Origin of the sequence: Streptomyces sp. SD31 (assembly GCF_052068475.1) — a bacterium.
In the GTDB taxonomy this organism is placed as follows: domain Bacteria; phylum Actinomycetota; class Actinomycetes; order Streptomycetales; family Streptomycetaceae; genus Streptomyces.
This window is the reverse complement of sequence record NZ_JBQHCX010000015.1, coordinates 241,618-264,500: the sequence shown is the minus strand read 5'-3', so window position 1 is coordinate 264,500 and position 22,883 is coordinate 241,618. Positions and strand designations below refer to the sequence as shown.

Sequence of the window (22,883 nt, the reverse complement as noted above, 5' to 3'; positions counted from 1 at the left end):
GATGATTCTGCTCCGTCGCCTGCTGGGTGACGTGCTGCGTCGGCAGCGCCAGCGCCAGGGCCGTACTCTGCGCGAAGTCTCCTCGTCCGCCCGAGTCTCACTCGGCTATCTCTCCGAGGTGGAGCGGGGGCAGAAGGAGGCTTCCTCCGAGCTGCTCGCCGCGATCTGCGACGCGCTGGACGTACGGATGTCCGAGCTCATGCGGGAAGTGAGCGACGAACTCGCCCTCGCCGAGCTGGCCCAGTCTGCAGCGGCCACCCCCAGCGAGCCTGTACCCACATCGGTGCGACCGATGCTGGGTTCCGTGTCGGTGACCGGTGTGCCACCGGAACGGGTGACCATCAAGGCGCCTGCCGAGGCAGTGAACGTGGTCGCCGCGTGACGGTGACGCCGGTGCGCGTGGGCTGACCACGCGTTGAGGAGTTGTGTGAGGCCCCGGCCAGGGCTTCTCCAGGGAGACCTGGGGGTGTGCGGTCGGGGTTTCGTGCTGTGCGGGCCCTTCCGGGTCCGTTTGCCGGTATGTGACCCGACGGTCATGGTGGAGGGTGTGACGGCGCCCGACGCGCTGTGACGACGTTGGCCCGCGCTGCATCCGTGTGCCGTTGGTGCGCCCTCCCGGCGGGTGAACGGGCGGCCTAGCCTCGGGCTGGAGGTGGGTGGATGGCACGGCCGATAGCGCGCTGGGGGGTGGCCCTCGGGTTCGGGGCGCTGTGGTGGTGGGCCGTGCTGCGGCTCGCGCTGGCGCCGGACGCAGGGGTGCTGGAGGGGGCCGTCGCCGCCGGAGGGTGGGGACTGAGCCTGTTGCCGGTGCATTGCGTGCCGAAGGCGCGGGCCGCGGGCGCCGTCGACCCGCGGCGGTGGGCGGAAGCCTGGCGAGCGGGGCGAGCTACCACGGCATCGCCACACCGCCGTTCGGACGCAGGATCTGCCCCGTCGTGAAAGCCGAGGCGTCGGACGCCAGGTACAGCACGGCGTGGGCTATGTCCTCCGGTTCGCCGACCCGGCCCAGCGGCGAGAGCCGGGCCATGAACGCCTCGGTCCGGGTCTGCGCCGCGGTGTCGTGGTGGTCGGTCATGGGGGTGCGGATCCAGCCCGGGGCGACCGCGTTGACGCGGATGCCGTGGGGGCCCATCTCCGTAGCCAGCGTCTTCGTCAGTTGCACGACCGCTGCCTTGGCCGCGCCGTAACAGAGCAGGCCGGGGCCACCGGTGTCGACGGCGCCGGAGGCCATGGTGATGATGCTGCCCTTCGTACGCTGCGCGATCATCGTGTGGGACGCCTCCTGGCAGGCGTACAGCACTCCCTTGAAATTGACGTTCAGTACCCGGTCGACGTCCTCGTCACGGGTCTCCAGGACCGGGCTGCTGTGCATGATCCCGGCCACCGCGGCCATCACGTCGAGCCGCTCGCAGGCGGCGACGGCTCGGCGGAGCTGTTCGCGGTCGGTGACGTCGAGGTGGTGAGTGCGTGCGGTGCCGCCGCTCGCCTTGATCAGGGTCGCCGTGTCGTGCAGGCCCTGTGCGTCGAGGTCGGCGCAGTGCACTGCGGCGCCGGCCTCGGCGAGCAGCAGGGCCGAGGCGCGGCCGATGCCGCTGGCGGCGCCGGTGACGAATGCGGTGCGTCCGGTGAGGTCGTACGCCTTCACGGCCATGAAGGGACGGTACGAGGGTTTCTGACGGAGCGTCAATTGGTGGGGCGAGTCTGAGTTCTGCGTGACGAGGTCGCACTGGGTGTCGTGCTCGGGGCAGGGCCCGCCTGACAGTTCGGGCACCAGTAGGTGGGGCGCTCGCGGGAGCCGTCGCCCTGGTCGGCCACGCGGATCGGGGTGTTGCAGCGCAGGCAGGGTCGGTTGGCGCGGCCGTACACGAAGAGGTCCTGGCCGCGGCGGCCCGTCGTGCTGCGGATCGGGCGGTCGCGGTTGGCTTCCAGGAGCTTCTTGGCGAGTACGGGGAGTTGGGCGGTGTGTGCGGCGGGGAGCGCGCCTACCGGGAGCCAGGGGGTGACGTTGATCAGGAAGCAGAGCTCGCTCTTGTAGACATTGCCGATGCCGGCGAGGTTGCGCTGGTCGAGCAGGGCCTCGCCGAGGGGACGGGCGGGGTCCGTGAGGAGGTTGGCGAGGGCGCGGTCGGGGTCCCAGTCCGGGCCCAGCAGGTCGGGGCCGAGGTGGCCGACGGCACGGTGCTCTTCGGCGGTGCGCAGGAGGTCCAGGACGGGGAGGCGGTAGCCGACGGCTGTGCGGGCCGGCTGGGCGTCGGTTGCGGGGGCGGTGCCGCCGGTGGCGAGTGCGGGGGCGGCGGAGAGGATCACGCGGATCTGGTGGGCGGGGCCGCCGGTCCAGCGCTGCTGGTCGGCGTAGACCTTCCAGGACCCTTCCATGCCCAGGTGCGAGTGCACGGTGATGCCGCCCTCGATGCGGGCGAGGAGATGTTTGCCGCGTGGGGTGACGTCCAGGACGGTGCGGCCCGTGAGGTCGACCGTGGCGTACTTCGGCACCCGGAAGTCGGTGCGGGTCAGCGTCTTGCCTGCGAGGGCCGTGTGCAGCCGTGTCGCGGTCTGCCAGACCGTGTCTCCTTCGGGCATGGGTCCAGGGTGGCATGGGGCGGGGAGACGCGGTGGGGGGCGTGGTGCGGGTCGTGTCGGGGCGGGTGGGGCTGAGGGTTCGGTCGGCGGGATGGGGTCAGGCGCGTAGGCGCAGGCCTCGGGGCGTTGCGATGAAGCCTGCTCCTTCCAAGAGGGTGCCTATGGGGGAGGTCAGGGCCGAGGTGCCGTTCACGCGCTCCACCGTGACTGTGCCGAGGGACCCCGCGCGGGCGGCTGTGGCGAGGGCCTCCGCTGCCGTGTGCAGGCGGGTGTCGTCGGTGGGTTCGGTGTCGGGGGCCGAGGGCCAGGCCAGCAGCGTCTTGCCGCCGCGCTCCATGTAGAGGGTCAGCTCGCCGTCGACGAGCACTACGAGGGAGCCTGCCTTGCGGCCTGGCTTGTGGCCGGCGCCGGTCGGGGGCTCCGGCCAGGGGAGGGCGGCGCCGTACGCGTTCGCCGGGTCGGCGGCGGCGAGGACGACGGCTCGGGTGTCGGCCGTGGGGCGGGTACGGCGGGAGGCGAAGCCGGGGCCGGAGCCGGGGCTGTACGGGGGGCCGCCGTTGTGCCAGGTGGGGCCTTGGGAGGTGCGTGGGCCGCGCTGGGGGGCCAGGTCGCGGGGGGAGGCGTAGTCGCCGGGGCCCAGGTGGGCGTCCAGGAAGTCGTGGTCCAGGTCCGGGATGTCGTAGGTGGGGGTGCCGTCGGGAGCGCCGTACGTGTCAGATGCGCCGAAGCCGTCGGGGGCGCCGCTGGTGGTGTCCGGGCCGGGCAGGCTGTCGCCTCGGTCGCGGGCGTTGGCCACCGCGCGGAGGCGGTCGACCGCGCCGTCCATCGCGAACTGGGCGGCGCCGAGCCCCTCGACCACGTAGCCACGGCGCGCCTGGCCGCTGTCCTCGAAAGCGGACAGGATGCGGTACGTCGCCGAGAAGCCGCCCTCAACGCCCTCCGCGGTGACCGCTCCCCGGGTCACCACGCCGTGCCGGTCGAGGAGGGTGCGGGCCAGGGCGTGGGCGCGGACGGTGGGGTCGGGCTCGTGCGCCGGGAGCAGGGACCAACGGCCGGCGACGGTCGGCGGGCCGGTGCGGGATGCGGGGCGCGCGGCGGCCGTGAGGGAGCCGTAGCGGCCGCGCGGGACCGTGCGCTTGGCGCGGTGGGCGGTGGAGCCCGCGGTGCGGCCGGAGCCCAGCAGGGAGCGCATGGGTGCGAGCGTGTCGTTCGTCAGGCGGCCCGACCAGGCCAGGTCCCAGAGGGCGTCGGCGAGTTGGGGATCGGTGACCTCGGGGTGGGTGGTGGCGCGGATCTGGTCGGCGATCTGGCGGAAGAACAGGCCGTAGCCGCCGGACAGCGCGTCGAGGACGGACTGGTGCAGTGCCGTCAGCTCCAGGGGATGGGGCTGCGGCAGGAGCAGGGGGGCCGCGTCCGCCATGTAGAGGGAGACCCAGCCGTCCTTGCCGGGGAGCGAGCCGGCTCCGGCCCAGACGACCTCGCCGGCCGCGGTGAGTTCGTCGAGCATCGCGGGGGTGTAGCTCGCGACACGGGACGGCAGGACGAGCTTCTCCAGGGCGGATGCGGGCACGGATGCGCCCTGCAACTGCTCGATGGCGCGGACCAGTCCGTCGATGCCGCGCAGCCCGTGGCCCTTGCCGATGTGCTGCCACTGGGGCAGGAACTGCGCGAGCGCCGCCGGTGGCACCGGTTCCAGTTCATGACGCAGGGCGGCGAGGGACCGGCGGCGCAGGCGGCGCAGGACTGCCGCGTCGCACCACTCCTGGCCGATGCCGGCCGGATGGAACTCGCCTTGTACGATCCGCCCGCTGGCCGCCAGCCGCTGGAGGGCGCCCTCTGTGATGGCCACGCCCAGGCCGAAGCGGGCCGCCGCCGTGGCCGAGGTGAACGGGCCGTGAGTGCGGGCATGGCGCGCGAGGAGGTCGCCCAGCGGGTCCTTGACCGGCTCGGTGAAGGCCTCGGGGACGCCGACCGGCAGGGCCGTGCCGAGGGCGTCGCGCAGGCGGCCCGCGTCCTCGATCGCCGCCCAGTGGTCGGTGCCGGCGATGCGGACCTTGATGGCGCGGCGGGCGGCGGCCAACTCCTGGGCCCAGTGCGGTTCGGCGCCCCGCTCGGCCAGCTCGGCGTCGGTGAGCGGGCCGAGGAGACGGAGGACGTCGGCGACGCCTTCGACGTCCTTGACGCGGCGGTCCTCGGTGAGCCACTGGAGTTCTTGTTCCAGCTCGGTCAGCACCTCGGCGTCGAGGAGTTCGCGCAGCTCCGCCTGGCCGAGCAGCTCGGCCAACAGGCGCGAGTCCAGCGACAGGGCGGCGGCGCGGCGCTCGGCGAGGGGGGAATCTCCCTCGTACAGGAACTGGGCGACGTACCCGAAGAGGAGGGAGCGGGCGAAGGGGGACGGCTCGGGGGTGGTGACCTCGACGAGGCGCACCTTGCGGGACTCGAGGTCGCCCATGAGCTCGGTCAGTCCCGGGACGTCGAAGACGTCCTGCAGGCATTCGCGGACCGCCTCCAGGACGATCGGGAAGGAGCCGAACTCGCTGGCCACCTGGAGCAGTTGGGCGGCGCGCTGGCGTTGCTGCCACAGCGGAGTGCGCTTGCCCGGGTTGCGGCGCGGCAGCAGCAGCGCGCGGGCGGCGCACTCGCGGAAGCGGGACGCGAACAGGGCCGAACTGCCGACCTGGTCGGTGACGATCTGGTCGACGTCGCCCTTGTCGAACACTACGTCCGCCGCGCCGACGGGCGCCTGGTCGGCGTCGTACTCCGTGCCGGCCTTCATCGGTTCCTGGTCCAGGAGGTCCAGACCCATGAGGTCGGCGTCGGGCAGGCGCAGCACGATGCCGTCGTCGGCGTGCATGACCTGCGCGTCCATGCCGTACCGCTCGGAGAGCTTCGCGCCGAGGGCGAGTGCCCAGGGGGCGTGGACCTGGGCGCCGAAGGGGGAGTGCACGACGACCCGCCAGTCGCCGAGTTCGTCGCGGAAGCGCTCCACGACGATCGTGCGGTCGTCCGGGACGTGGCCACAGGCCTCGCGCTGCTCGTCCAGGTAGGAGAGGACGTTGTCGGCCGCCCATGCGTCCAGGCCGGCGGTGAGGAGACGGAGGCGGGCGTCCTCCTTGGGCAGTGAGCCGACCTCGCGCAGGAACGCGCCCACCGCGCGGCCCAGTTCGAGCGGGCGGCCCAGCTGGTCGCCCTTCCAGAAGGGGAGGCGGCCCGGTACGCCCGGCGCGGGGGAGACCAGGACGCGGTCGCGGGTGATGTCCTCGATGCGCCAGGAGCTGGTGCCGAGCGTGAAGACGTCGCCCACTCGGGACTCGTACACCATCTCCTCGTCGAGCTCGCCGACCCTGCCGCCGCCCTTCTTGGGGTCGGCTCCGGCGAGGAAGACCCCGAAGAGGCCGCGGTCGGGGATCGTGCCCCCGGAGGTGACGGCCAGTCGCTGCGCGCCGGGGCGGCCGGTGATCGTGCCGGCGACGCGGTCCCAGACCACGCGCGGGCGAAGCTCCGCGAAGGCGTCGGACGGGTAGCGGCCGGCGAGCATGTCCAGGACCGCGGTGAAGGCGGATTCGGGGAGGGACGCGAAGGGGGCGGCGCGGCGGACGGCTGCGAGGAGATCGTCGAACTGCCAGGTGTCCATCGACGTCATGGCGACGAGCTGCTGGGCGAGGACGTCCAGGGGGTTGGCCGGGACCTTGAGGGACTCGATGGACCCGGTGCGCATCCGTTCGGTGACCACGGCTGCCTGGACGAGGTCGCCGCGGTACTTCGGGAAGACCACGCCGGTGGAGACCGCGCCGACCTGGTGGCCCGCGCGGCCCACGCGTTGTAGGCCGGAGGCGACGGAGGGGGGTGATTCGACCTGGACGACGAGGTCGACGGCGCCCATGTCGATGCCCAGTTCGAGGCTGGAGGTCGCTACGACCGCGGGGAGGCGGCCGGCCTTGAGGTCCTCTTCGACGAGGGCACGCTGTTCCTTGGAGACCGAGCCGTGGTGGGCGCGGGCGATGACGGGCGGTGCGCCCTGGGCGGCGCCCGAGCCGCCCATGAGCTCGGCCGGAGCGTGGTGCTCGTCCAGCGTTTCGCCGGTGGCCCGCTCGTAGGCGATCTCATTGAGGCGGTTGCAGAGGCGTTCCGCGAGGCGGCGGGAGTTGGCGAAGACGATCGTGGAACGGTGGGCCTGGACGAGGTCGGTGATGCGTTCTTCGACGTGGGGCCAGATCGAGGGGCGTTCTGCGCCTGCGCCGTCGGCGCCGTCGGCGACCGGGGAGCCGCCGAGTTCGGCGAGGTCTTCGACGGGGACCACGACCGAGAGGTCGAACTCCTTGCCCGACTTCGGCTGGACGATCTCCACCTTGCGGCGGGGGGAGAGGTAACGGGCCACCTCGTCGACCGGGCGGACGGTCGCAGAGAGGCCGATACGGCGGGCCGGCCTTGCGAGGAGCTCGTCCAGGCGCTCCAAGGACAGTGCGAGGTGGGCGCCGCGCTTGGTGCCCGCCACCGCGTGGACCTCGTCGAGGATCACCGTCTCGATGCCGGTCAGGGCGTCGCGTGTCGCTGACGTCAGCATCAGGAAGAGGGATTCCGGGGTGGTGATCAGGATGTCCGGGGGGCGGGTCGACAGGGATCGGCGCTCTGCGGCAGGGGTGTCACCCGAGCGGATGCCGACCTTTACTTCGGGCTCGGGCAGGCCCAGGCGTACGGATTCCTGGCGGATGCCTGTCAGGGGGCTGCGGAGGTTGCGCTCCACGTCGACGGCCAGGGCCTTGAGGGGGGAGACGTAGAGGACTCGGCAGCGCTTCTTGGGGTCGGCGGGTGGGGGTGTGGAGGCCAGCTGGTCCAGGGCGGCGAGGAACGCGGCGAGAGTCTTGCCGGAGCCGGTGGGGGCGACCACCAGCACGTCCGAGCCCTCGCGGATGGCCTGCCACGCGCCTGCCTGGGCTGCGGTGGGCGCGGAGAAGGCGCCCGTGAACCAGCCGCGGGTCGCGGGGGAGAAGCCGGTGAGGGCTCGGTGTGCGTTGCTGACCATGCGTCCATCCTGCACCCGGGGACTGACAATGGGGCTGAGCTGGGGAAATGCCTTTGGGCTGGGGGTGGGTGGGGGTGCGCCTCGATGCCTGCGGCGGCCTGTGCTGGTGGGGTGGGGGTTCGCGTAGCGCCTGCGGGTGGGTTGTGGGTCGGGGCCGTGCCGGGGGGTGTCCGTCCTCGGTCCGGTGGTGGGCCTTGGGCGAGAGGTGCCGTTTCTTGACACCGGACTCTGCGGGCGGACACCCCCCGGCACGTCCCCTTGCCGCCGTACGCGACTGCGGGCCCGTGGGGTGCGTGCTCAGCCGGCACGTTCCTTTTGGCCGTACGCAACGGGTGGCCAGCCGTTCGTCGTCGCGACGATGGAGACATACGGAAGACCTCGCTGCTCGCCCGGCGGCGTGCCTGGTGGACGCCCTCGCGGTGCCGGTCGCGCTGTGGGCGGAAGGGCGTCGCGGGGAGACGTATGGGAGGGGGAGCGGGGAGTATCTGGGCCGCCACCGGAGTCACCGCTCTGGGTTGTGGTGCTCGTCCTGCGCGTGGGTCAGCCGATGCGGCGGCCGTATGCCCTCAGCGTGTGCAGTGCTTCGATCGTCACCATGGGGCGTGCCTCCAGAGCGGTGCCCGGCGCCCATCGGCCCCAGTTGATCGGCCAGCCTCCGTCCTTTTGCTGTTCGCCGGCGAGGTGGTCGAGGGAGCGGCTCATCTCGTCGTCCGTGAACCACGCGCGCGCGAGGGAGCGCGGTGTCCGCGCGTAATCGTGCGGGAAGTGGTGCTCGTCGGGGGCGTAGCCGGGGGAGACCGGGTACGCGTCGAGGTTGTCCGGGTCCAGGGCCGCGAGGCGCTGTTCGCGCACCAGGCGGCCCAGTCGGTCGGCGGCTGCCTCCGCGCGTGTGCGGTCCGGAGCGGAGTCCAGGAAGGCCACGGCGGCCTCGATCTCGTACGGATGTGACTTCTCGAGGGATTCGACCGCCTGCCAGCAGAAGTCCGTGGCTCGGAACAGCCAGGCGTGCCACACCTCGTTGTGGTGCAGCAGACCGACCACCGGCCCGGTGGCCAGGAGTGAGCTGGGCGGGTCGTCCACGATTGGGATGAAGGGAGCCGCGGGGTAGCCGCGCTGGCTGGGGTGGATCGCCGGGAGGGCGCCGTCCGCGGTGGAGACCGACGTGAGGTAGCGGCATACGCGGTCCACGCGCTGCCCGCCACAGCGTTCGATGGCGTCCAGGACGCGCAGTGCGTGGCCGGTGTGCAGTGGCTGGCTGACCGGGCCGCGCAGATCGGGCTCCAGGGCGTGGCCGTACCCGCCGTCCTCGTTGCGGTAGGCGTCCAGCGCGGTCTCCACCGCGTCGGCGGCGCCGTTCAGGAAGTGATACGCGAAGAGGCGCTGTTCGAGCACGCGCGCGGTGAGCCAGACGAACTGCTCGGCGCGGAAGATGGGGGAGTGCGCAGGGGGCGTCGGGGGGAGTGGGGAAGCTCCTGTTTCGGCCATGCGTCAGACCGTAGGGCGGAAAGCGGTCTCGGCAAGCGGTCCCGGCGCAGGCCCACTCTCAGGGGCGGGATACTGGACGCATGCGGTTGACGGTCTTCTGGGAGCGGATGGCGGATCACTTCGGTCCGGGATACGCCGACACCTTCGCGCGCGACCATGTGATGGCGGATCTCGGCGGGCGGACGGTGCACGAGGCGCTGGACGCCGGCTGGGAGGCCAAGGACGTGTGGCGTGTGGTGTGCGCCGTCATGAATGTTCCGGGGGAGAAGCGCTGACCGGTCACGAAGATCACCGGACGGCAGCCGGTTGTCGGTGGTGTGGGCGACACTTGCTCCGTGGCACGCACTGACGAGACCGGGCAGCTCGCCCGGCATGGATCCCCGTTCGGCACGACGCCGCCCACCCAGCCTCCGGGCGAGGGCGCTGCCGGGTCGAGCAGCCGTATGCCGTCCTGGCTGCCGCGGGCCATGATGCTCGCGCTGGCGCTCGTCGGCGCGTTCCAGTTGGGCAGCTGGGCCTTTCACCAGCTCACCGGGCTGCTGATCAACATCCTCATCGCGTTCTTCCTGGCCCTGGCCATCGAGCCGGCGGTGAGCTGGATGGCCTCGCGCGGCATGCGTCGGGGACTGGCCACCGGCATCGTCTTCCTCGCCGTGATCACCGTGTCCGCCGGGTTCGTGACGCTGCTGGGGTCGATGCTCGCGGGCCAGATCATCAAGATCGTCGAGGACTTCCCGGCCTACCTCGACTCCGTCATCAACTGGATCAACACGCACTTCAACACCGAGCTGCGCCGCGTGGACGTCCAGGAGGGCCTGCTGCGCTCCGACTGGCTGCGCAACTACGTGCAGAACAGCGCCACCGGCGTCCTGGACGTGTCCGCCCAGGTCCTAGGTGGTCTCTTCCAGCTGCTGACGATCACGTTGTTCTCGTTCTACTTCGCCGCGGACGGCCCGCGACTGCGCCGCGCACTGTGCTCCGTACTGCCGCCGGCCAAGCAGGCCGAGGTGCTGCGCGCGTGGGAGATCGCCGTCATCAAGACCGGCGGCTACCTGTACTCGCGCGGACTGATGGCGCTGATCTCCGGCATAGCCCACTACATCCTGCTGGAGAGCCTGGACGTGCCGTACGCGCCCGCGCTCGCCGTGTGGGTCGGCCTGGTGTCGCAGTTCATCCCCACGATCGGCACGTATCTCGCGGGCGCTCTGCCCATGCTGATCGCCTTCACGGTCGATCCCTGGTACGCGCTGTGGGTGCTGATCTTCGTCGTGGTCTATCAGCAGTTCGAGAACTACGTGCTGCAGCCCAAGCTGACCGCGAAGACCGTTGACATCCACCCCGCGGTCGCCTTCGGATCGGTCATCGCGGGCACCGCCCTCCTCGGCGCGGTGGGCGCACTGGTCGCGATCCCGGCGATCGCCACGCTGCAGGCGTTCCTCGGGGCCTACGTGAAGCGGTATGCCGTCACGGACGACCCGCGCGTCCACGGGCACCGGGGACGGGGCACAGGCGGCAGGCTGTTCACACGCGCGCGTGACCTGTGGGCACGACGGCCGGAGAAGCAACCCCCGGCAGAGAAGGGGAGCTCCGGGGAGAGCTCCTCCGCCTGAGCCCGGCTGCGGGTGACGGAATCCGGGGTTCAGGGTGGATCCGGTGATGGATCCGGTGGTGGGTCGCCCTGTCTCAGCTCGGCGGTCGCAGCGCTTCTGCTCGTTCTGTTGCTGGGGCTCGGCACGAGTGTGCCCGCGGGCTGTCGGCGCTCCGAGCGCCGACGTCTCGTGCGTGAGCGCCGCGCTCGACCATCACCTTTGAGGACACGGGACACGTAGTCTCGAGGGTGTCGCGTGGTGTGCTTGACACAAAAATCGAACATCCATTCTCATGGAGGCGCCGGCGGGGCGCTCGGCGGGCAGTTCGCCACGGTTTCGATGGAGATGTGCCCGAGTTATCCACAGGCCGGACGGGCGTCGGGGCGCATTGTCAGTGGCAGGCGTTAGCGTCTTTGACGTGAAGCGATCGACTCAAGCAAACCGGGTGGAACCCATGGCAGGAACCGACCGCGAGAAGGCGCTCGACGCCGCGCTCGCACAGATTGAACGGCAATTCGGCAAGGGCGCGGTCATGCGCATGGGCGAGCGGCCGAACGAGCCCATCGAGGTCATCCCCACCGGGTCGACCGCACTCGACGTCGCCCTTGGCGTCGGCGGCCTGCCGCGAGGCCGTGTGGTGGAGGTGTACGGCCCCGAGTCCTCCGGTAAGACGACCCTGACCCTGCACGCGGTGGCGAACGCCCAGAAGGCCGGCGGCCAAGTCGCCTTCGTGGACGCGGAGCACGCCCTCGACCCCGAGTACGCGAAGAAGCTCGGCGTCGACATCGACAACCTGATCCTGTCTCAGCCGGACAACGGTGAGCAGGCGCTGGAGATCGTGGACATGCTGGTCCGCTCCGGCGCCCTCGACCTCATCGTCATCGACTCCGTCGCGGCGCTCGTCCCGCGCGCGGAGATCGAGGGCGAGATGGGCGACAGCCACGTCGGTCTGCAGGCGCGTCTGATGAGCCAGGCCCTGCGGAAGATCACCAGCGCACTCAACCAGTCCAAGACCACCGCGATCTTCATCAACCAGCTCCGCGAGAAGATCGGCGTGATGTTCGGCTCCCCCGAGACCACGACCGGTGGCCGGGCGCTGAAGTTCTACGCCTCGGTGCGTATCGACATCCGTCGCATCGAGACCCTGAAGGACGGCACGGAGGCGGTCGGTAACCGCACCCGCTGCAAGGTCGTCAAGAACAAGGTCGCGCCGCCCTTCAAGCAGGCCGAGTTCGACATCCTCTACGGCCAGGGCATCAGCCGCGAGGGCGGCCTGATCGACATGGGCGTGGAGCACGGCTTCGTCCGCAAGGCCGGCGCCTGGTACACGTACGAGGGCGACCAGCTCGGCCAGGGCAAGGAGAACGCGCGCAACTTCCTGAAGGACAACCCCGACCTGGCCAACGAGATCGAGAAGAAGATCAAGGAGAAGCTGGGCGTCGGCGTGCGTCCCCAGGAGCCGGCCGCCGAGCCGGGCGCGGACGCCGCGGTCTCCGCCACCCCGGACGACGCCGCGAAGACGGTGCCGGCTCCGGCGGCGGCCAAGGCGGCCAAGACCAAGGCCGTGGCAGCCAAGAGCTGACCCGTGACACGACGCACGGACTGGGCCGAGTACGCCGCCGACCCGGCCGCTCCGCGTGAGCGGGCGAGAGGCGGCGACAGGGCCTCCTCCGGGACGGGCGGTTACGTCTACGGAGGAGACGCGGCCTATGACACGGATGGGGGGAACGACGGCATGGCGCCGTACGGCACGAGTGGGTCGTACGGGAGCCACGGGAGCTACGGGAGCTACGGGGGGCGCGGCAATGAGTCGGACCCGAGGTATGGCGACGAGCCGAGCCCGGAGTATGACGATGAGTCGGGCTTGACGTACGGCGATGCTCCGGGCCTGGCGTACGGCGATGCTCCGGGCCGTCGTGCGGTGGACGGCGAAGCGTGGTCGGAGGGCGGCTCGGCGCCGGGCGCAGGAGCGTCCGGCGGCTCGCGCCGAAGCCGTGGTGGGGCCCGGGGCGCGGATGGTTCGGGCGGTTCACGCGGGCGTCGCCGGCGCGGCCGTACAGAGCAGCCCGGTGAGGACGGAGGCGCCTCTTCCTCGTCGAGGGCCGAGAAGGGGGCGCCCCCGGGGGACCCGGTGGAGCAGGCGCGGGCGATCTGTCTGCGTCTGCTCACCGGGACCCCGCGTACGCGCAAGCAACTCGCGGACGCCCTGCGCAAGCGGGAGATTCCGGACGACGCCGCCGAGGAGGTGCTGTCGCGGTTCGAGGAGGTCGGTCTCATCAACGACAGTGCGTTCGCGGACGCCTGGGTGGAGTCCCGGCACCACGGCCGGGGACTGGCTCGACGTGCGCTTGCCCAGGAACTGCGCACCAAGGGCGTCGACTCCACGCTGATCGATGCGGCCGTCGCCCAGCTCGATTCCGAGCAGGAGGAGACGACCGCACGCGAACTCGTCGCCCGCAAACTGCGCTTCACCCGTGGCCTCGACCGCGACAAACGCCTGCGCCGCCTCGCGGGCATGCTGGCCCGCAAGGGCTACCCCGAGGGCATGGCCCTGCGGGTGGTCCGGCAGGCCCTGGAGGAAGAGGGAGAGGACACGGAGTTCCTCGGGGACGAGGGGTTCTGATCGCCGCCCGTGGCCACGGCACCATATTGGCGCTGGGGTGGGCGAACAGACCCTGAGGTGGGGGATGGAGCAGGGAGTCGGGAGTAGGGAATGCAGGATTCCGGCCCCGGACACGGTGGACGCGCGGGGGCGCCCATCGCGTTCGGGGCCGGGTAGTGATCACGCGGGCCTGCTGGGCCGTCCGAGGTGGTCGACGAGGTCATGGGGTTGAAGGGCGTGGTCCCGTTCCACTGCCCGCGAGCAACCACTAGGGCTAAGTCTCTGTCCCCACCTCCGGCGACACCGGAAGCCCCTCTGCCCGCCAAGCCTGAAATCCCCCGACCAGATCGGTCGCCCGGTGCAGCCCCAGCCGCCGTAGTGACTCGGCCGCCAGGCTCGATGCGTACCCCTCGTTGCAGATGACCACGACCCGCAGGTCGTGACTCGTTGCCTCGGGGGCGCGATGGCTGCCCTGCGGATCGAGCCGCCACTCGAGTTCGTTGCGCTCGACGACGAGGGCGCCGGGGATCAGCCCGTCCCGCTCGCGCAGGGCCGCGTACCGGATATCGACCAGCAGGGCCTCACCGGCCTGGGCGGCCTCGTACGCCTCCCGCGGCCCGGTCCGCGTGTAGCCCGCGCGCACCCGCTCCAGGAGCTCGTCGATGCCGAGCGGCCGGTCGGCATCGCCCTCCACGCCCTCCACGTCGCCCACGCCCCCCTTCGACTCGCCCTCGCCGACCGGCGGCTCACTCACGCCGCTCATCTTCGACTCGCCCCCGCCGACCGACGGCTCCTCGGTCGACTGCTCCTTGCTCACGCCGTTCACACCGCTCGTCGTCAACTCACCCTCGCGGACCGGCCGTTGACTCAAGCCGTACGCCGAAGGGCCCTCCGCCCCGCTCACTGCCAGTCCTCCGGACGTTCCACCTGCTCCAGGCGCAGGATCGGCCCGCTGCGGCTGAAGCGGCGGATCCGCGGCAGGGGCGGGTAGTAGGCGTGAACGGAGATGGCATGCCGGTCGGCGGACTCGTTGAGGACCTCGTGGACATGGTGGCGGCCGAAGGAGCGGCCGTTTCCGGCCGGCAGTCGGCGTTCGCGGTCCACGTCGTCCGTCAGTTCCAATGTCTTCCAGCCGTCGGCGGGCAGCCGGACGGCGAGCGCGTTCTCCTTGAGCTCACCGGCCGCCGTAACGAAGGCACCGACCGAGTCGGCGTGGTCGTGCCAGCCGGTGCCCGTCCCGGGCGGCCAGCCGATCAGCCATGCCTCGCTGCCGCCGGGGCCCTCGAGCCGTACCCAGGTACGGCCCTCGGGGTCGAGCGGGAGCGAGGCGATCAAGTCGGCGTCGGCGGCAGCACGCCGTACGAAGTCGAGCAGGTCTGCCTGCGTCGGCGTGGAAACCGGTGGGGAGGTGGGGCTCGCCGCGGAAACCTGCTGAGAAGCGGCAACGGCGGCAGGGGATACAGACACGGGCACCGTCCTGAAGAGAGTTCGCCAAGAGCGCGCGTCAGCGGAGGCGGCGAGGCGGCAGGCGTGGCGCGCGCGGAAGAAAAGGGATGCGAGTTCAGCAGGACGGACGACACACGCAGCCTGCATAGCGGACGAGGTCCATATGGACCCTCCGCCACAGGCGCACACAGGTGTCGGTCATGGTCGGGAGTACACCATGACGGTGCGAACCGGTCAACTGACTGTCACTATGCGGACCGCAGAGTGACAGTGAGTGTTGCTCCAGGGTGAGTTCCCAGGTGAGTTCCCGACGAAGTCCCGGATGAATTCCCAGGTCAGGACGGCTGCCTCCGTGCGACGGCGTCAGCGCCGTCAGCGCGAGCCTGCCGCCGCCCCGGCCTCCTCCGTCGCCTCGGCCCGTGCCTTGACCGGACCGCCCAGTGCCGCCTCGGCCGCCGCGTACAGATCGGCCGGCCGGACCCCGCTCAACGCCGTCACCAGGTGCCCATCGGGGCGGATCAGCAGGACCGAATGCGCCGCCGCCCCCGGATAGCTCTCGGCGACCAGCAACTCGGCTGGATACGGCAGTGCCGTCACCGCGGCGGCCAGCCGGGGCATGATCCCGGCGGTGGCCCAGTGCTTGCGGTCCCACACGCCTGTGCCCGGCGCGATCAGTACGACCAGCAGCGCCCCGCGCCCAAGCCGGTCCCGCAGTTGAACGAAGGAGCCGTCCTCCGCGGTGACCCGCACGTCCATGACCGGCGCCCCGCGCGGTGTGTCCAAGGGGACCTCGCCCTCCAGGGGCGGGGGCGCGAGCGGGGAGTCGGCGTACGTCCGCGGCGCACCGATCGCTCCCTGCCCGAGGTGGCCGTCCATCAGCAGCGCGTCATGGCCCCGGGCGGAGCCGGGGACGACCGCGCGCAGCCCGCCGCCGCCGCGCAGCAGCGGCAGCGCCTGGTCGGCGGCGCGCAGCCGGGCGGCGACGGCCGCGCGCCGCTCCGCCTGGTAGCTGTCGAGCAGCGCCTCGTGCGGGCCGTGATGCCAGGCCGGCGCCAACTTCCAGGCGAGGTTGTCGGCGTCCCGCAGCCCCTCGTCCAGCCCGTGCGTGCCGAGCGTGCCGAGGCAGTGCGCCGCGTCCCCGGCGAGAAAGACGCGGCCCACGCGCCAGCGGCGGGCCAGGCGGTGGTGGACCGTGTGAACCCCGGTGTCGAGGAGTTCGTACGGCGGTGTCGTCCCGCCGGTCCACCCGGCGAGCGTCTCCCGGACGCGGGCCACCAGCATCTCGGGCGTGACCAGGTCCTTGCCCGGCGGCAGCAGCCAGTCGAGGCGCCACACCCCGTCCGGGAGCGGCCGTCCGGTGACCTCCCCGCCCGAGGGACCGGACGTCCGCCACGGCGGCATCCGATGGAGCAACGCCTTACCATCCCACGGAAGTTCCGCGCGCAGCGCGGCCACGGCGTGTCGCTCCACCGCTGTACGGCCGGGAAAGCGGATGTCCTCCAGTTTTCGTACGGTCGAGCGCTGGCCGTCGCAGCCCACCAGGTAACTGCCGCGCCACCAGGTGCCCTTGGGGCCGCGGGTGTGGGCGGTGACGCCCGAGGGCTCCTGCTCGATCGCGTCCAGGCGGCTGTCCACGACGATCTTGACGAGCCGTTCGCCCGCGAGGGCCGCGCGCAGGGCGTTGGTCAGCACGTGCTGGGGGATGTGCAGGGGGGCTGGGTTCCTGGCGACCCCGGAGTTCGTTGCGCCCCCAGGGCTCGTGACGCCCTCGCCCTCGTCCGTGGCGGCGTCGAACGTGACCTCGCGCATCACCTGCTTGCGCCGCATTGCCCGCCATCCGGCCCAGCGTGCCCCGGCCTCGGCGACCGGCACACCCGTGAGGCGCTCCATGAGGGCGGTGGTGTCCTCGCGCAGGACGGCGGTGCGGGCGAGGCGGGGTTCGTCCTTCCCTGGGCCCTCGTCGAGTACGACGGACGGCACCTCCTGACGGGCCAGCGCCAGGGCGAGCGTGAGCCCGACGGGCCCCGCTCCGACGATGATCACCGGGTCCACGGCGCGGCGCCCCCTGCCCGCAGCGGTGTCCCGAGGGACGCAAGTGAACAGAAAGTTGGAGCAGGGTGCACGATCACAGAACGTATGCAACCCATTGCCGGTGCTTGCGTCAAGTGACGGAGGGCAGTGGCGATCATGCCACTGCCCTCCGTGCCGTTCATACTATTTGGCTGTTCGTCAGGTATAGGTCCTGGAGCCCGGGAGGCCGCCGCCTTCACCGCCGGTCCCGAAGGAGCCGCCCACCGCAGCGGGGTTGAGCTCCTCCATGTCCTCGGCGCTGAGGACCGCGCCCGTGCTCTTCTTGCTGCGCCGCAGCCTCTGCTCCAGCCAGCTCGCGAAGCTGGTGAGGATGAAGTTGAGCACGATGTAGATGATCGACACCACGATGAAGCTGGGGATGACGGTGGCGTAGAAGGCTGCCATCGTCTGGCGCGCGTTGAGCAGTTCGGTGAACCCGATCATCACGCCGCCCAGCGCGGTGTCCTTCACGATGACCACGAGCTGGCTGACGATGGCCGGCAGCATGGCGGTGACGGCCTGCGGCAGCAGGATGCTCCTCATGGTCTGGCCTTTGCGCAGGCCGACCGCCATGGCAGCCTCCGACTGCCCCTTGGGCAGCGAGAGGATGCCCGCCCGCACGACCTCGGCAAGGACGGACGCGTTGTAGAGCACCAGGCCGGTGACGACCGCGTAGAGGGGCCGCTGTTCGCTGGAGACGCCCGTGTAGCTGTTGTAGAACTCGTTGGCGAACAGCATCAGCAGCAGGACCGGGATCGCCCGGAAGAACTCGACCACCCAGGCGGCCGGAAGCCGCACCCACCGGTGGTCGGAGAGCCGTGCGATACCGAAGATCGCGCCCAGCGGAAGGGCGATCACCATGGCCAGCGCCGCGGCCTTCAGCGTGTTGCCGAGACCCGGCAGCAGATAGGTCGTCCAGGCTTCCGACTGAGTGAACGGCTTCCACAGGGCCCACGTCCACTGGTTCTTTTCGTCCAGCTTGTACCAGATGAACCAGGCGAGCAGGGCAAGCAGGGCGAAGAAGACCACTGAGATGAGCACATTGCGCCGCTTGGCGCGGGGGCCCGGAGCGTCGTAGAGAACGGAGGTCATCGCTTCACCGCCAGTCGCTTGCTCAGCCAACCGAGGATCAGGCCGGTGGGCAGGGTCAGTACCACGAAACCGAAGGCGAAGATCCCGCCGATGAGCAGGACCGCGGCCTCGTTCTCGATCATTTCCTTCATCAGGTAGGCGGCCTCGGCCACGCCGATCGCGGCCGCCACGGTGGTGTTCTTGGTCAGCGCGATCAACACGTTGGCCAGCGGGCCGATGACCGAGCGGAAGGCCTGCGGCAGGATGATGAGCTGGAGCGTCTGGCTGAAGGTCAGCCCGATGGCACGGGCTGCCTCGGCCTGGCCGAGCGGCACGGTGTTGATGCCGGAACGAATCGCCTCGCAGACGAAGGCCGCGGTGTAGGTGACGAGACCGAGGATCGCCAGCCGGAAGCCCTGGACCTTGAAGTCGTCGCTGCCCATCGTCACGCGGAAGATGTCGGCAAGGCCGAGCGAGGTGAAGATGATGATGACCGTCAGGGGGATGTTCCGGATGATGTTCACATAGGCCGTGCCGAACCCGCGCATCAGCGGGACCGGGCTGACTCGCATCGCGGCCAGGAGGGTTCCCCAGATCAGGGAGCCGATGCCGGAGAAGAAGGTGAGTTTCACCGTCATCCAGAAGGCGCCCAACAGGGTCGGGTTGTCATAGTCAGAAAGAAAGTCGAACACGATCTCCCGCGCTTCCGGGTGGGTGGCGTATGTGGATAGCGCGGCGCGCCGCCGCCCTGATCGCGGTGGACGGCGGCGCGCCGGTGGATCTCTGCGCTACTTGACGACGACGCCGATCTTCGGCGCGGGCTCGTTCTTGTAGTTGGCCGGACCGAAGTTGTCGGTGACCGCCTTGTCCCAGGCCTTGTCGCTGACCATCTTCTCGAGGGCGGTGTTGATCTTGTTGACGGTCTCGGTGTCGCCCTTCTTCACACCGATGCCGTAGTTCTCGTTGCTCAGCTTGAGGCCGGCGAGCTTGAACTGACCCTTGTACTGTTCCTGCGCGGCGAAGCCCGCGAGGATCGAGTCGTCCGTGGTCACCGCGTCCACGGCGCCGCTCTGCAGGGCGGCGATGCACTCCGAGTAGCCGCCGTACTCCTTCAGTTGGGCCTTCGGGGCGATCTCGTCCTGGATGTTCTGCGCCGAGGTGGAGCCGACCACGGAACACAGCCTCTTGCCGTTGAGGTCGGTGGCCTCGGAGATGTCGGAGTCGGACTTGACCAGCAGGTCCTGGTGGGCCAGCAGGTACGGCCCGGCGAAGTCGACCTTCTCCTTGCGCTCGTCGGTGATCGAGTAGGTCGCCGCGATGAACTTCACGTCGCCACGGGCGAGCGCGTTCTCACGGTCGGCGCTCTTGGTCTCGACCCACGTGATCTGGTCGGGCTCGTAGCCGAGCTCCTTCGCCACGTACGTCGCCACGTCCACGTCGAAGCCGGAGAAGGAACCGTCGGGCTCCTTCAGGCCGAGACCCGGCTGGTCGTACTTGATGCCGATCTTGATCTTGTCGCCGCCACTGGAGCCGGCGGCGGAGTCGCTGTCGCCGTTGTCGCCGCCGCAGGCGGTAGCGGTGATCGAGAGCACGAGTGCAGCGGCGGCCGCGGCGGAGACCTTGCGGAGCTTCATGGTGAACATCCTTTGCGTGATGAAGAGATGCGTGCCGTCAGGAGCGGCGGTTGACGCAGGTCGTCGGGTGCGTGAAGCAGTCCGTCAGTGGTGCGGCATCGCACCCCGTCAGAGGTGCGAGATCGCACCCCGTCAGTGGTGCAGGATCTTGGACAGGAAGTCCTTGGCGCGATCGCTGCGCGGGTTGCTGAAGAACTGGTCGGGCACAGCTTCTTCGACGATCTTGCCGTCCGCCATGAACACCACCCGGTTGGCGGCCGAACGGGCGAAGCCCATCTCGTGGGTGACGACGATCATGGTCATGCCGTCGCGGGCGAGCTGCTGCATGACTTCGAGTACCTCGTTGATCATCTCCGGGTCGAGAGCCGATGTCGGCTCGTCGAAGAGCATGACCTTGGGGTCCATGGCCAGGGCACGGGCGATGGCCACACGCTGCTGCTGGCCGCCGGAGAGCTGTGCGGGGTACTTGTCCGCCTGGCTGGCCACTCCCACCCGGTCGAGCAGGGAGCGGGCCTTCTCCTCGGCCTTCTTCTTGTCGGTCTTGCGGACCTTGATCTGGCCCAGCATCACGTTCTCGAGCACGGTCTTGTGCGCGAAAAGGTTGAAGGACTGGAAGACCATTCCGACGTCGGCACGCAGCTTGGCCAGCGCCTTGCCCTCCGCGGGCAGGGGCTTGCCGTCGATCGCGATCGTGCCGGAGTCGATCGTCTCCAGGCGGTTGATGGTGCGGCACAGGGTGGACTTCCCGGACCCGGAGGGTCCGATGACCACGACGACCTCGCCGCGGGCGATCGTCAGGTCGATGTCCTGGAGCACGTGCAACGCGCCGAAGTGCTTGTTCACGTTCTTCAGGACGACCAGCTCGCCGGTCGCGGCCACATCTTCCTTGGCCACCGATACTTCGGTCATCGCTCTCAGGCTCCGTCCTCCTCGGTTTCGGAGGACAGTAGTAACCGTATCCGACCTGCGTCATTAGTTCTGAGGGGAATCTGAGCATCACGATCCGATAGCAATCGGACACGTGTCGTAGCACTTGAGACCTGGGCGCGTACCGGCTGGATAACGGAAGCTGTGCGCGACCGGAACCCACTTGACGGCGTCGTCGTCCATCAGCGTGACTGCCATGGTGCACGCGCGCGTGTGCACGCACTGTGTACCTACCTGCATCGTACGGCCGATGAACCGAAGGAGGCCGGGGTGAGACTGCTCCTCGTCGAGGACGACAACCATGTCGCCGCCGCGCTGTCCGCGGTGCTGGCGCGGCACGGTTTCGACGTCACGCACGCGCGCAGCGGCGAGGAAGCCCTCCAGGCGCTTGTCCCCGAGGGCAACGGCTTCGGCGTCGTCCTCCTCGACCTCGGCCTGCCCGACCAGGACGGATACGAGGTCTGCGGCAAGATCCGCAAGCGCACCAGCACCCCGGTGATCATGGTCACCGCACGCTCCGACGTCCGCTCCCGCATCCACGGCCTCAACCTCGGGGCCGACGACTATGTGGTGAAGCCGTACGACACCGGAGAGCTGCTCGCCCGGATCCATGCCGTCAGCCGGCGCAACGTGCAGGAGGACGCCGGGGCGGGGGGCGACGGTGTGCTGCGCCTGGGTGCCGTACGCATCGAACTGCCCACCCGCCAGGTCAGCGTCGACGGTTTGGTTGTCCAACTGACCCGCAAGGAGTTCGATCTCCTCGCCCTGCTCGCCCAGCGCCCCGGCGTGGTCTTCCGCCGGGAGCAGATCATCAGCGAGGTGTGGCGCACGAGTTGGGAGGGGACCGGGCGCACCCTCGAGGTGCATGTGGCGTCCCTGCGCGCCAAGCTGCGCATGCCGGCGCTGATCGAGACCGTACGGGGCGTCGGCTACCGACTCGTCTCCCCGGCCTCCTAGCGGGCAAGGGTGCGCACTCGTCTCCTGCCGCTGCTCATCGTCCTGATGGCGGCCGTGCTGCTCGCCCTGGGCGTCCCGCTCGCCGTCAGCCTGGCCGCGGCCCAGCAGCAGAAGGTCGTCGTCGACCGGATCGACGACACGGCGTACTTCGCGGCCATCGCACGGCCCGCCGCCGACACCACCTCCGGGTCCCGTGACGAGCGGCGCATCCTGAGCCGGGAACTCGAGAGCTACCACCACGTCTACGGCATCCAGGCCGGCGTGTTCCTGCCCAACGCCAGGTCCTTGGCCAAGGGGCCGAAGACCTGGCACCTCCCCGCGACCGGCGAAGTGCGCGACGCCTTCGAGGAGTCGCTGCTCAGCCGGCGCAGCCACGACCCCAAGCAGGTGTGGCCCTGGCAGCGGGGCCGCCTCGTCATCGCCTCGCCGGTCATCCGGGACGGTGACGTCGTCGCGGTCGTCGTCACCGACTCGCCCACCGGGCAGATGCGCTCGCGGATCCTGCACGGCTGGCTGATCATCGGCGGGGGCCTGACGGCCGCGATGCTGGTGGCCGTCGGCGCCGCGCTCCGGCTCACCGGCTGGGTGCTCAGGCCGGTTCGGGTGCTGGACGCCACCACGCACGCCATCGCCAGTGGTCGCCTGAAGTCACGAGTCGCGGTGGCCAGCGGTCCGCCGGAACTTCGGCGGCTGGCCCGGGCGTTCAACGAGATGGCGGACAACGTCGAGGACGTGCTGGAGCAGCAGCGCGCCTTCGTCGCCGACGCCTCGCACCAGCTGCGCAACCCGCTCGCGGCGCTGCTGCTGCGCATCGAGCTGCTCGCCTTCGAACTTCCCGAGGGCAATGCGGAGATCGCTTCGGTGCAGGCCGAGGGCAAGCGTCTCGCCCAGGTCCTGGACGACCTGCTCGACCTGGCCCTGGCCGAGCACACCGAGGCCGATCTCCGGCTCACCGACGTGGGCGCGCTGGCCGCCGAGCGCGTCGCGGCCTGGTCGCCGACGGCCGAGGCCAAGGGCGTACGGCTGGTGGGGGACTGCCCGCCCACCACCGCCTGGGCCGACCCGGTGGCCCTGTCCAGCGCCCTGGACGCGGTGATCGACAACGCGGTCAAGTTCACGCCGAAGGACGAGCGGGTCGAGGTGGCCGTCACCTCCAACGGCAGTACGTCGACGATCGTCGTGACCGACAACGGCCCCGGCCTCACCGACGAGGAACTCGCCCGCATCGGCGACCGCTTCTGGCGCAGCGGCCGGCACCAGAACATCAAGGGCTCCGGCCTGGGGCTGTCGATCTCGCGCGTGCTGCTCGCGGCGGGCGGGGGCTCCATCTCGTACGACCGTCATGAGCCGCACGGGTTGCGGGTGACGGTGACGGTGCCGAGGTCGGGGCCGACGTCCTAGCGCCGGTCGGCGGGATTCTTACGCCGACAGGATTCTTACGCCGGCAGGGTGCACACGGCGGCAGAGGTCGTACGGCGGCAGGGTGCACACGGCGGCAG

20 protein-coding genes are annotated in these 22,883 nt (G+C 70.5%); 8 read left to right on the top strand and 12 right to left on the bottom strand.

The window, feature by feature from the left end; translation table 11 throughout:
* The first annotated feature begins 1 nt into the window (after position 1).
* Positions 2–382, top strand: a complete 381-nt coding sequence (locus tag ACTMVF_RS30165; RefSeq protein ID WP_441274249.1) for a helix-turn-helix domain-containing protein — start codon at positions 2–4, stop codon at positions 380–382.
* Positions 383–660: 278 nt separating this feature from the next.
* Positions 661–939 carry a hypothetical protein gene (locus tag ACTMVF_RS30160; protein ID WP_441274248.1) on the top strand — a complete coding sequence of 93 codons (279 nt, stop codon included), beginning with the start codon at positions 661–663 and terminating at the stop codon, positions 937–939.
* On the opposite strand, the gene ACTMVF_RS30155 is transcribed toward ACTMVF_RS30160, so the two are convergent.
* From ACTMVF_RS30155 to ACTMVF_RS30140, 4 genes are all read right to left on the bottom strand, one after another.
* Entirely contained in the window at positions 887–1,651 is a 765-nt protein-coding gene (locus tag ACTMVF_RS30155; RefSeq protein WP_441274247.1) for an SDR family NAD(P)-dependent oxidoreductase, read from the bottom strand. The genes ACTMVF_RS30160 and ACTMVF_RS30155 overlap by 53 nt on opposite strands.
* Before the next feature lie 32 nt (positions 1,652–1,683).
* The gene (locus tag ACTMVF_RS30150) at positions 1,684–2,580 is read right to left on the bottom strand and encodes an Fpg/Nei family DNA glycosylase (RefSeq protein ID WP_441274246.1); all 897 of its coding nucleotides are present in this window, start codon (positions 2,578–2,580) and stop codon (positions 1,684–1,686) included.
* A 97-nt stretch (positions 2,581–2,677) separates the two neighbouring features.
* A complete protein-coding gene (locus ACTMVF_RS30145; protein ID WP_441274245.1) occupies positions 2,678–7,603 on the bottom strand; it encodes an ATP-dependent helicase in 4,926 nt (1,641 codons plus the stop codon).
* A 540-nt stretch (positions 7,604–8,143) separates the two neighbouring features.
* Positions 8,144–9,088 carry a hypothetical protein gene (locus tag ACTMVF_RS30140; protein WP_441274244.1) on the bottom strand — a complete coding sequence of 315 codons (945 nt, stop codon included), beginning with the start codon at positions 9,086–9,088 and terminating at the stop codon, positions 8,144–8,146.
* Between the two features lie 80 nt (positions 9,089–9,168).
* On the opposite strand from ACTMVF_RS30140, the gene ACTMVF_RS30135 reads away from it, so the two are divergent.
* The 4 genes from ACTMVF_RS30135 to recX all read left to right on the top strand — a co-directional run bounded on the left by ACTMVF_RS30135 (position 9,169) and on the right by recX (position 13,300).
* Positions 9,169–9,363 carry a DUF3046 domain-containing protein gene (locus tag ACTMVF_RS30135; protein WP_441274243.1) on the top strand — a complete coding sequence of 65 codons (195 nt, stop codon included), beginning with the start codon at positions 9,169–9,171 and terminating at the stop codon, positions 9,361–9,363.
* A 60-nt stretch (positions 9,364–9,423) separates the two neighbouring features.
* Positions 9,424–10,698: an AI-2E family transporter gene (locus ACTMVF_RS30130; protein WP_441274242.1), complete on the top strand. Its 1,275-nt coding sequence runs from the start codon at positions 9,424–9,426 to the stop codon at positions 10,696–10,698.
* A gap of 433 nt (positions 10,699–11,131) precedes the next feature.
* A complete protein-coding gene (gene recA, locus ACTMVF_RS30125) occupies positions 11,132–12,259 on the top strand; it encodes a recombinase RecA (RefSeq protein WP_441274241.1) in 1,128 nt (375 codons plus the stop codon).
* Positions 12,260–12,412: 153 nt separating this feature from the next.
* Positions 12,413–13,300, top strand: coding sequence for a recombination regulator RecX (gene recX, locus ACTMVF_RS30120; protein ID WP_441274270.1), 888 nt, complete (start codon positions 12,413–12,415; stop codon positions 13,298–13,300).
* Positions 13,301–13,553: 253 nt separating this feature from the next.
* Here the strand turns inward: recX and ACTMVF_RS30115 are convergent, their stop codons facing one another.
* The 8 genes from ACTMVF_RS30115 to ACTMVF_RS30080 all read right to left on the bottom strand — a co-directional run bounded on the left by ACTMVF_RS30115 (position 13,554) and on the right by ACTMVF_RS30080 (position 20,409).
* The gene (locus ACTMVF_RS30115; protein WP_441274269.1) at positions 13,554–14,042 is read right to left on the bottom strand and encodes a rhodanese-like domain-containing protein; all 489 of its coding nucleotides are present in this window, start codon (positions 14,040–14,042) and stop codon (positions 13,554–13,556) included.
* 137 nt (positions 14,043–14,179) lie between these two features.
* On the bottom strand, positions 14,180–14,746 hold the full coding sequence (locus tag ACTMVF_RS30110; RefSeq protein ID WP_441274240.1) for a cysteine dioxygenase: 567 nt from the start codon (positions 14,744–14,746) through the stop codon (positions 14,180–14,182).
* A 94-nt stretch (positions 14,747–14,840) separates the two neighbouring features.
* On the bottom strand, positions 14,841–14,927 hold the full coding sequence (locus ACTMVF_RS30105; protein ID WP_313960178.1) for a putative leader peptide: 87 nt from the start codon (positions 14,925–14,927) through the stop codon (positions 14,841–14,843).
* 170 nt (positions 14,928–15,097) lie between these two features.
* Positions 15,098–16,777 carry an FAD-dependent monooxygenase gene (locus ACTMVF_RS30100; RefSeq protein ID WP_441274239.1) on the bottom strand — a complete coding sequence of 560 codons (1,680 nt, stop codon included), beginning with the start codon at positions 16,775–16,777 and terminating at the stop codon, positions 15,098–15,100.
* A gap of 177 nt (positions 16,778–16,954) precedes the next feature.
* A complete protein-coding gene (locus tag ACTMVF_RS30095; protein ID WP_441274238.1) occupies positions 16,955–17,887 on the bottom strand; it encodes an amino acid ABC transporter permease in 933 nt (310 codons plus the stop codon).
* Positions 17,884–18,558 (bottom strand): amino acid ABC transporter permease, encoded by a 675-nt coding sequence (locus ACTMVF_RS30090; RefSeq protein ID WP_441274237.1) that lies wholly within the window; start codon positions 18,556–18,558, stop codon positions 17,884–17,886. The genes ACTMVF_RS30095 and ACTMVF_RS30090 overlap by 4 nt, the downstream gene beginning before the upstream one ends.
* 96 nt (positions 18,559–18,654) lie before the next feature.
* The gene (locus ACTMVF_RS30085; protein WP_441274236.1) at positions 18,655–19,500 is read right to left on the bottom strand and encodes a glutamate ABC transporter substrate-binding protein; all 846 of its coding nucleotides are present in this window, start codon (positions 19,498–19,500) and stop codon (positions 18,655–18,657) included.
* A gap of 132 nt (positions 19,501–19,632) precedes the next feature.
* The gene (locus ACTMVF_RS30080; protein WP_441274235.1) at positions 19,633–20,409 is read right to left on the bottom strand and encodes an amino acid ABC transporter ATP-binding protein; all 777 of its coding nucleotides are present in this window, start codon (positions 20,407–20,409) and stop codon (positions 19,633–19,635) included.
* A gap of 288 nt (positions 20,410–20,697) precedes the next feature.
* Between ACTMVF_RS30080 and ACTMVF_RS30075 the strand changes: the two genes are divergently transcribed.
* On the top strand, positions 20,698–21,384 hold the full coding sequence (locus ACTMVF_RS30075) for a response regulator transcription factor (RefSeq protein WP_441274234.1): 687 nt from the start codon (positions 20,698–20,700) through the stop codon (positions 21,382–21,384).
* Positions 21,385–21,393: 9 nt separating this feature from the next.
* Positions 21,394–22,785 carry a sensor histidine kinase gene (locus ACTMVF_RS30070; protein WP_441274233.1) on the top strand — a complete coding sequence of 464 codons (1,392 nt, stop codon included), beginning with the start codon at positions 21,394–21,396 and terminating at the stop codon, positions 22,783–22,785.
* Positions 22,786–22,883: the final 98 nt, after the last annotated feature.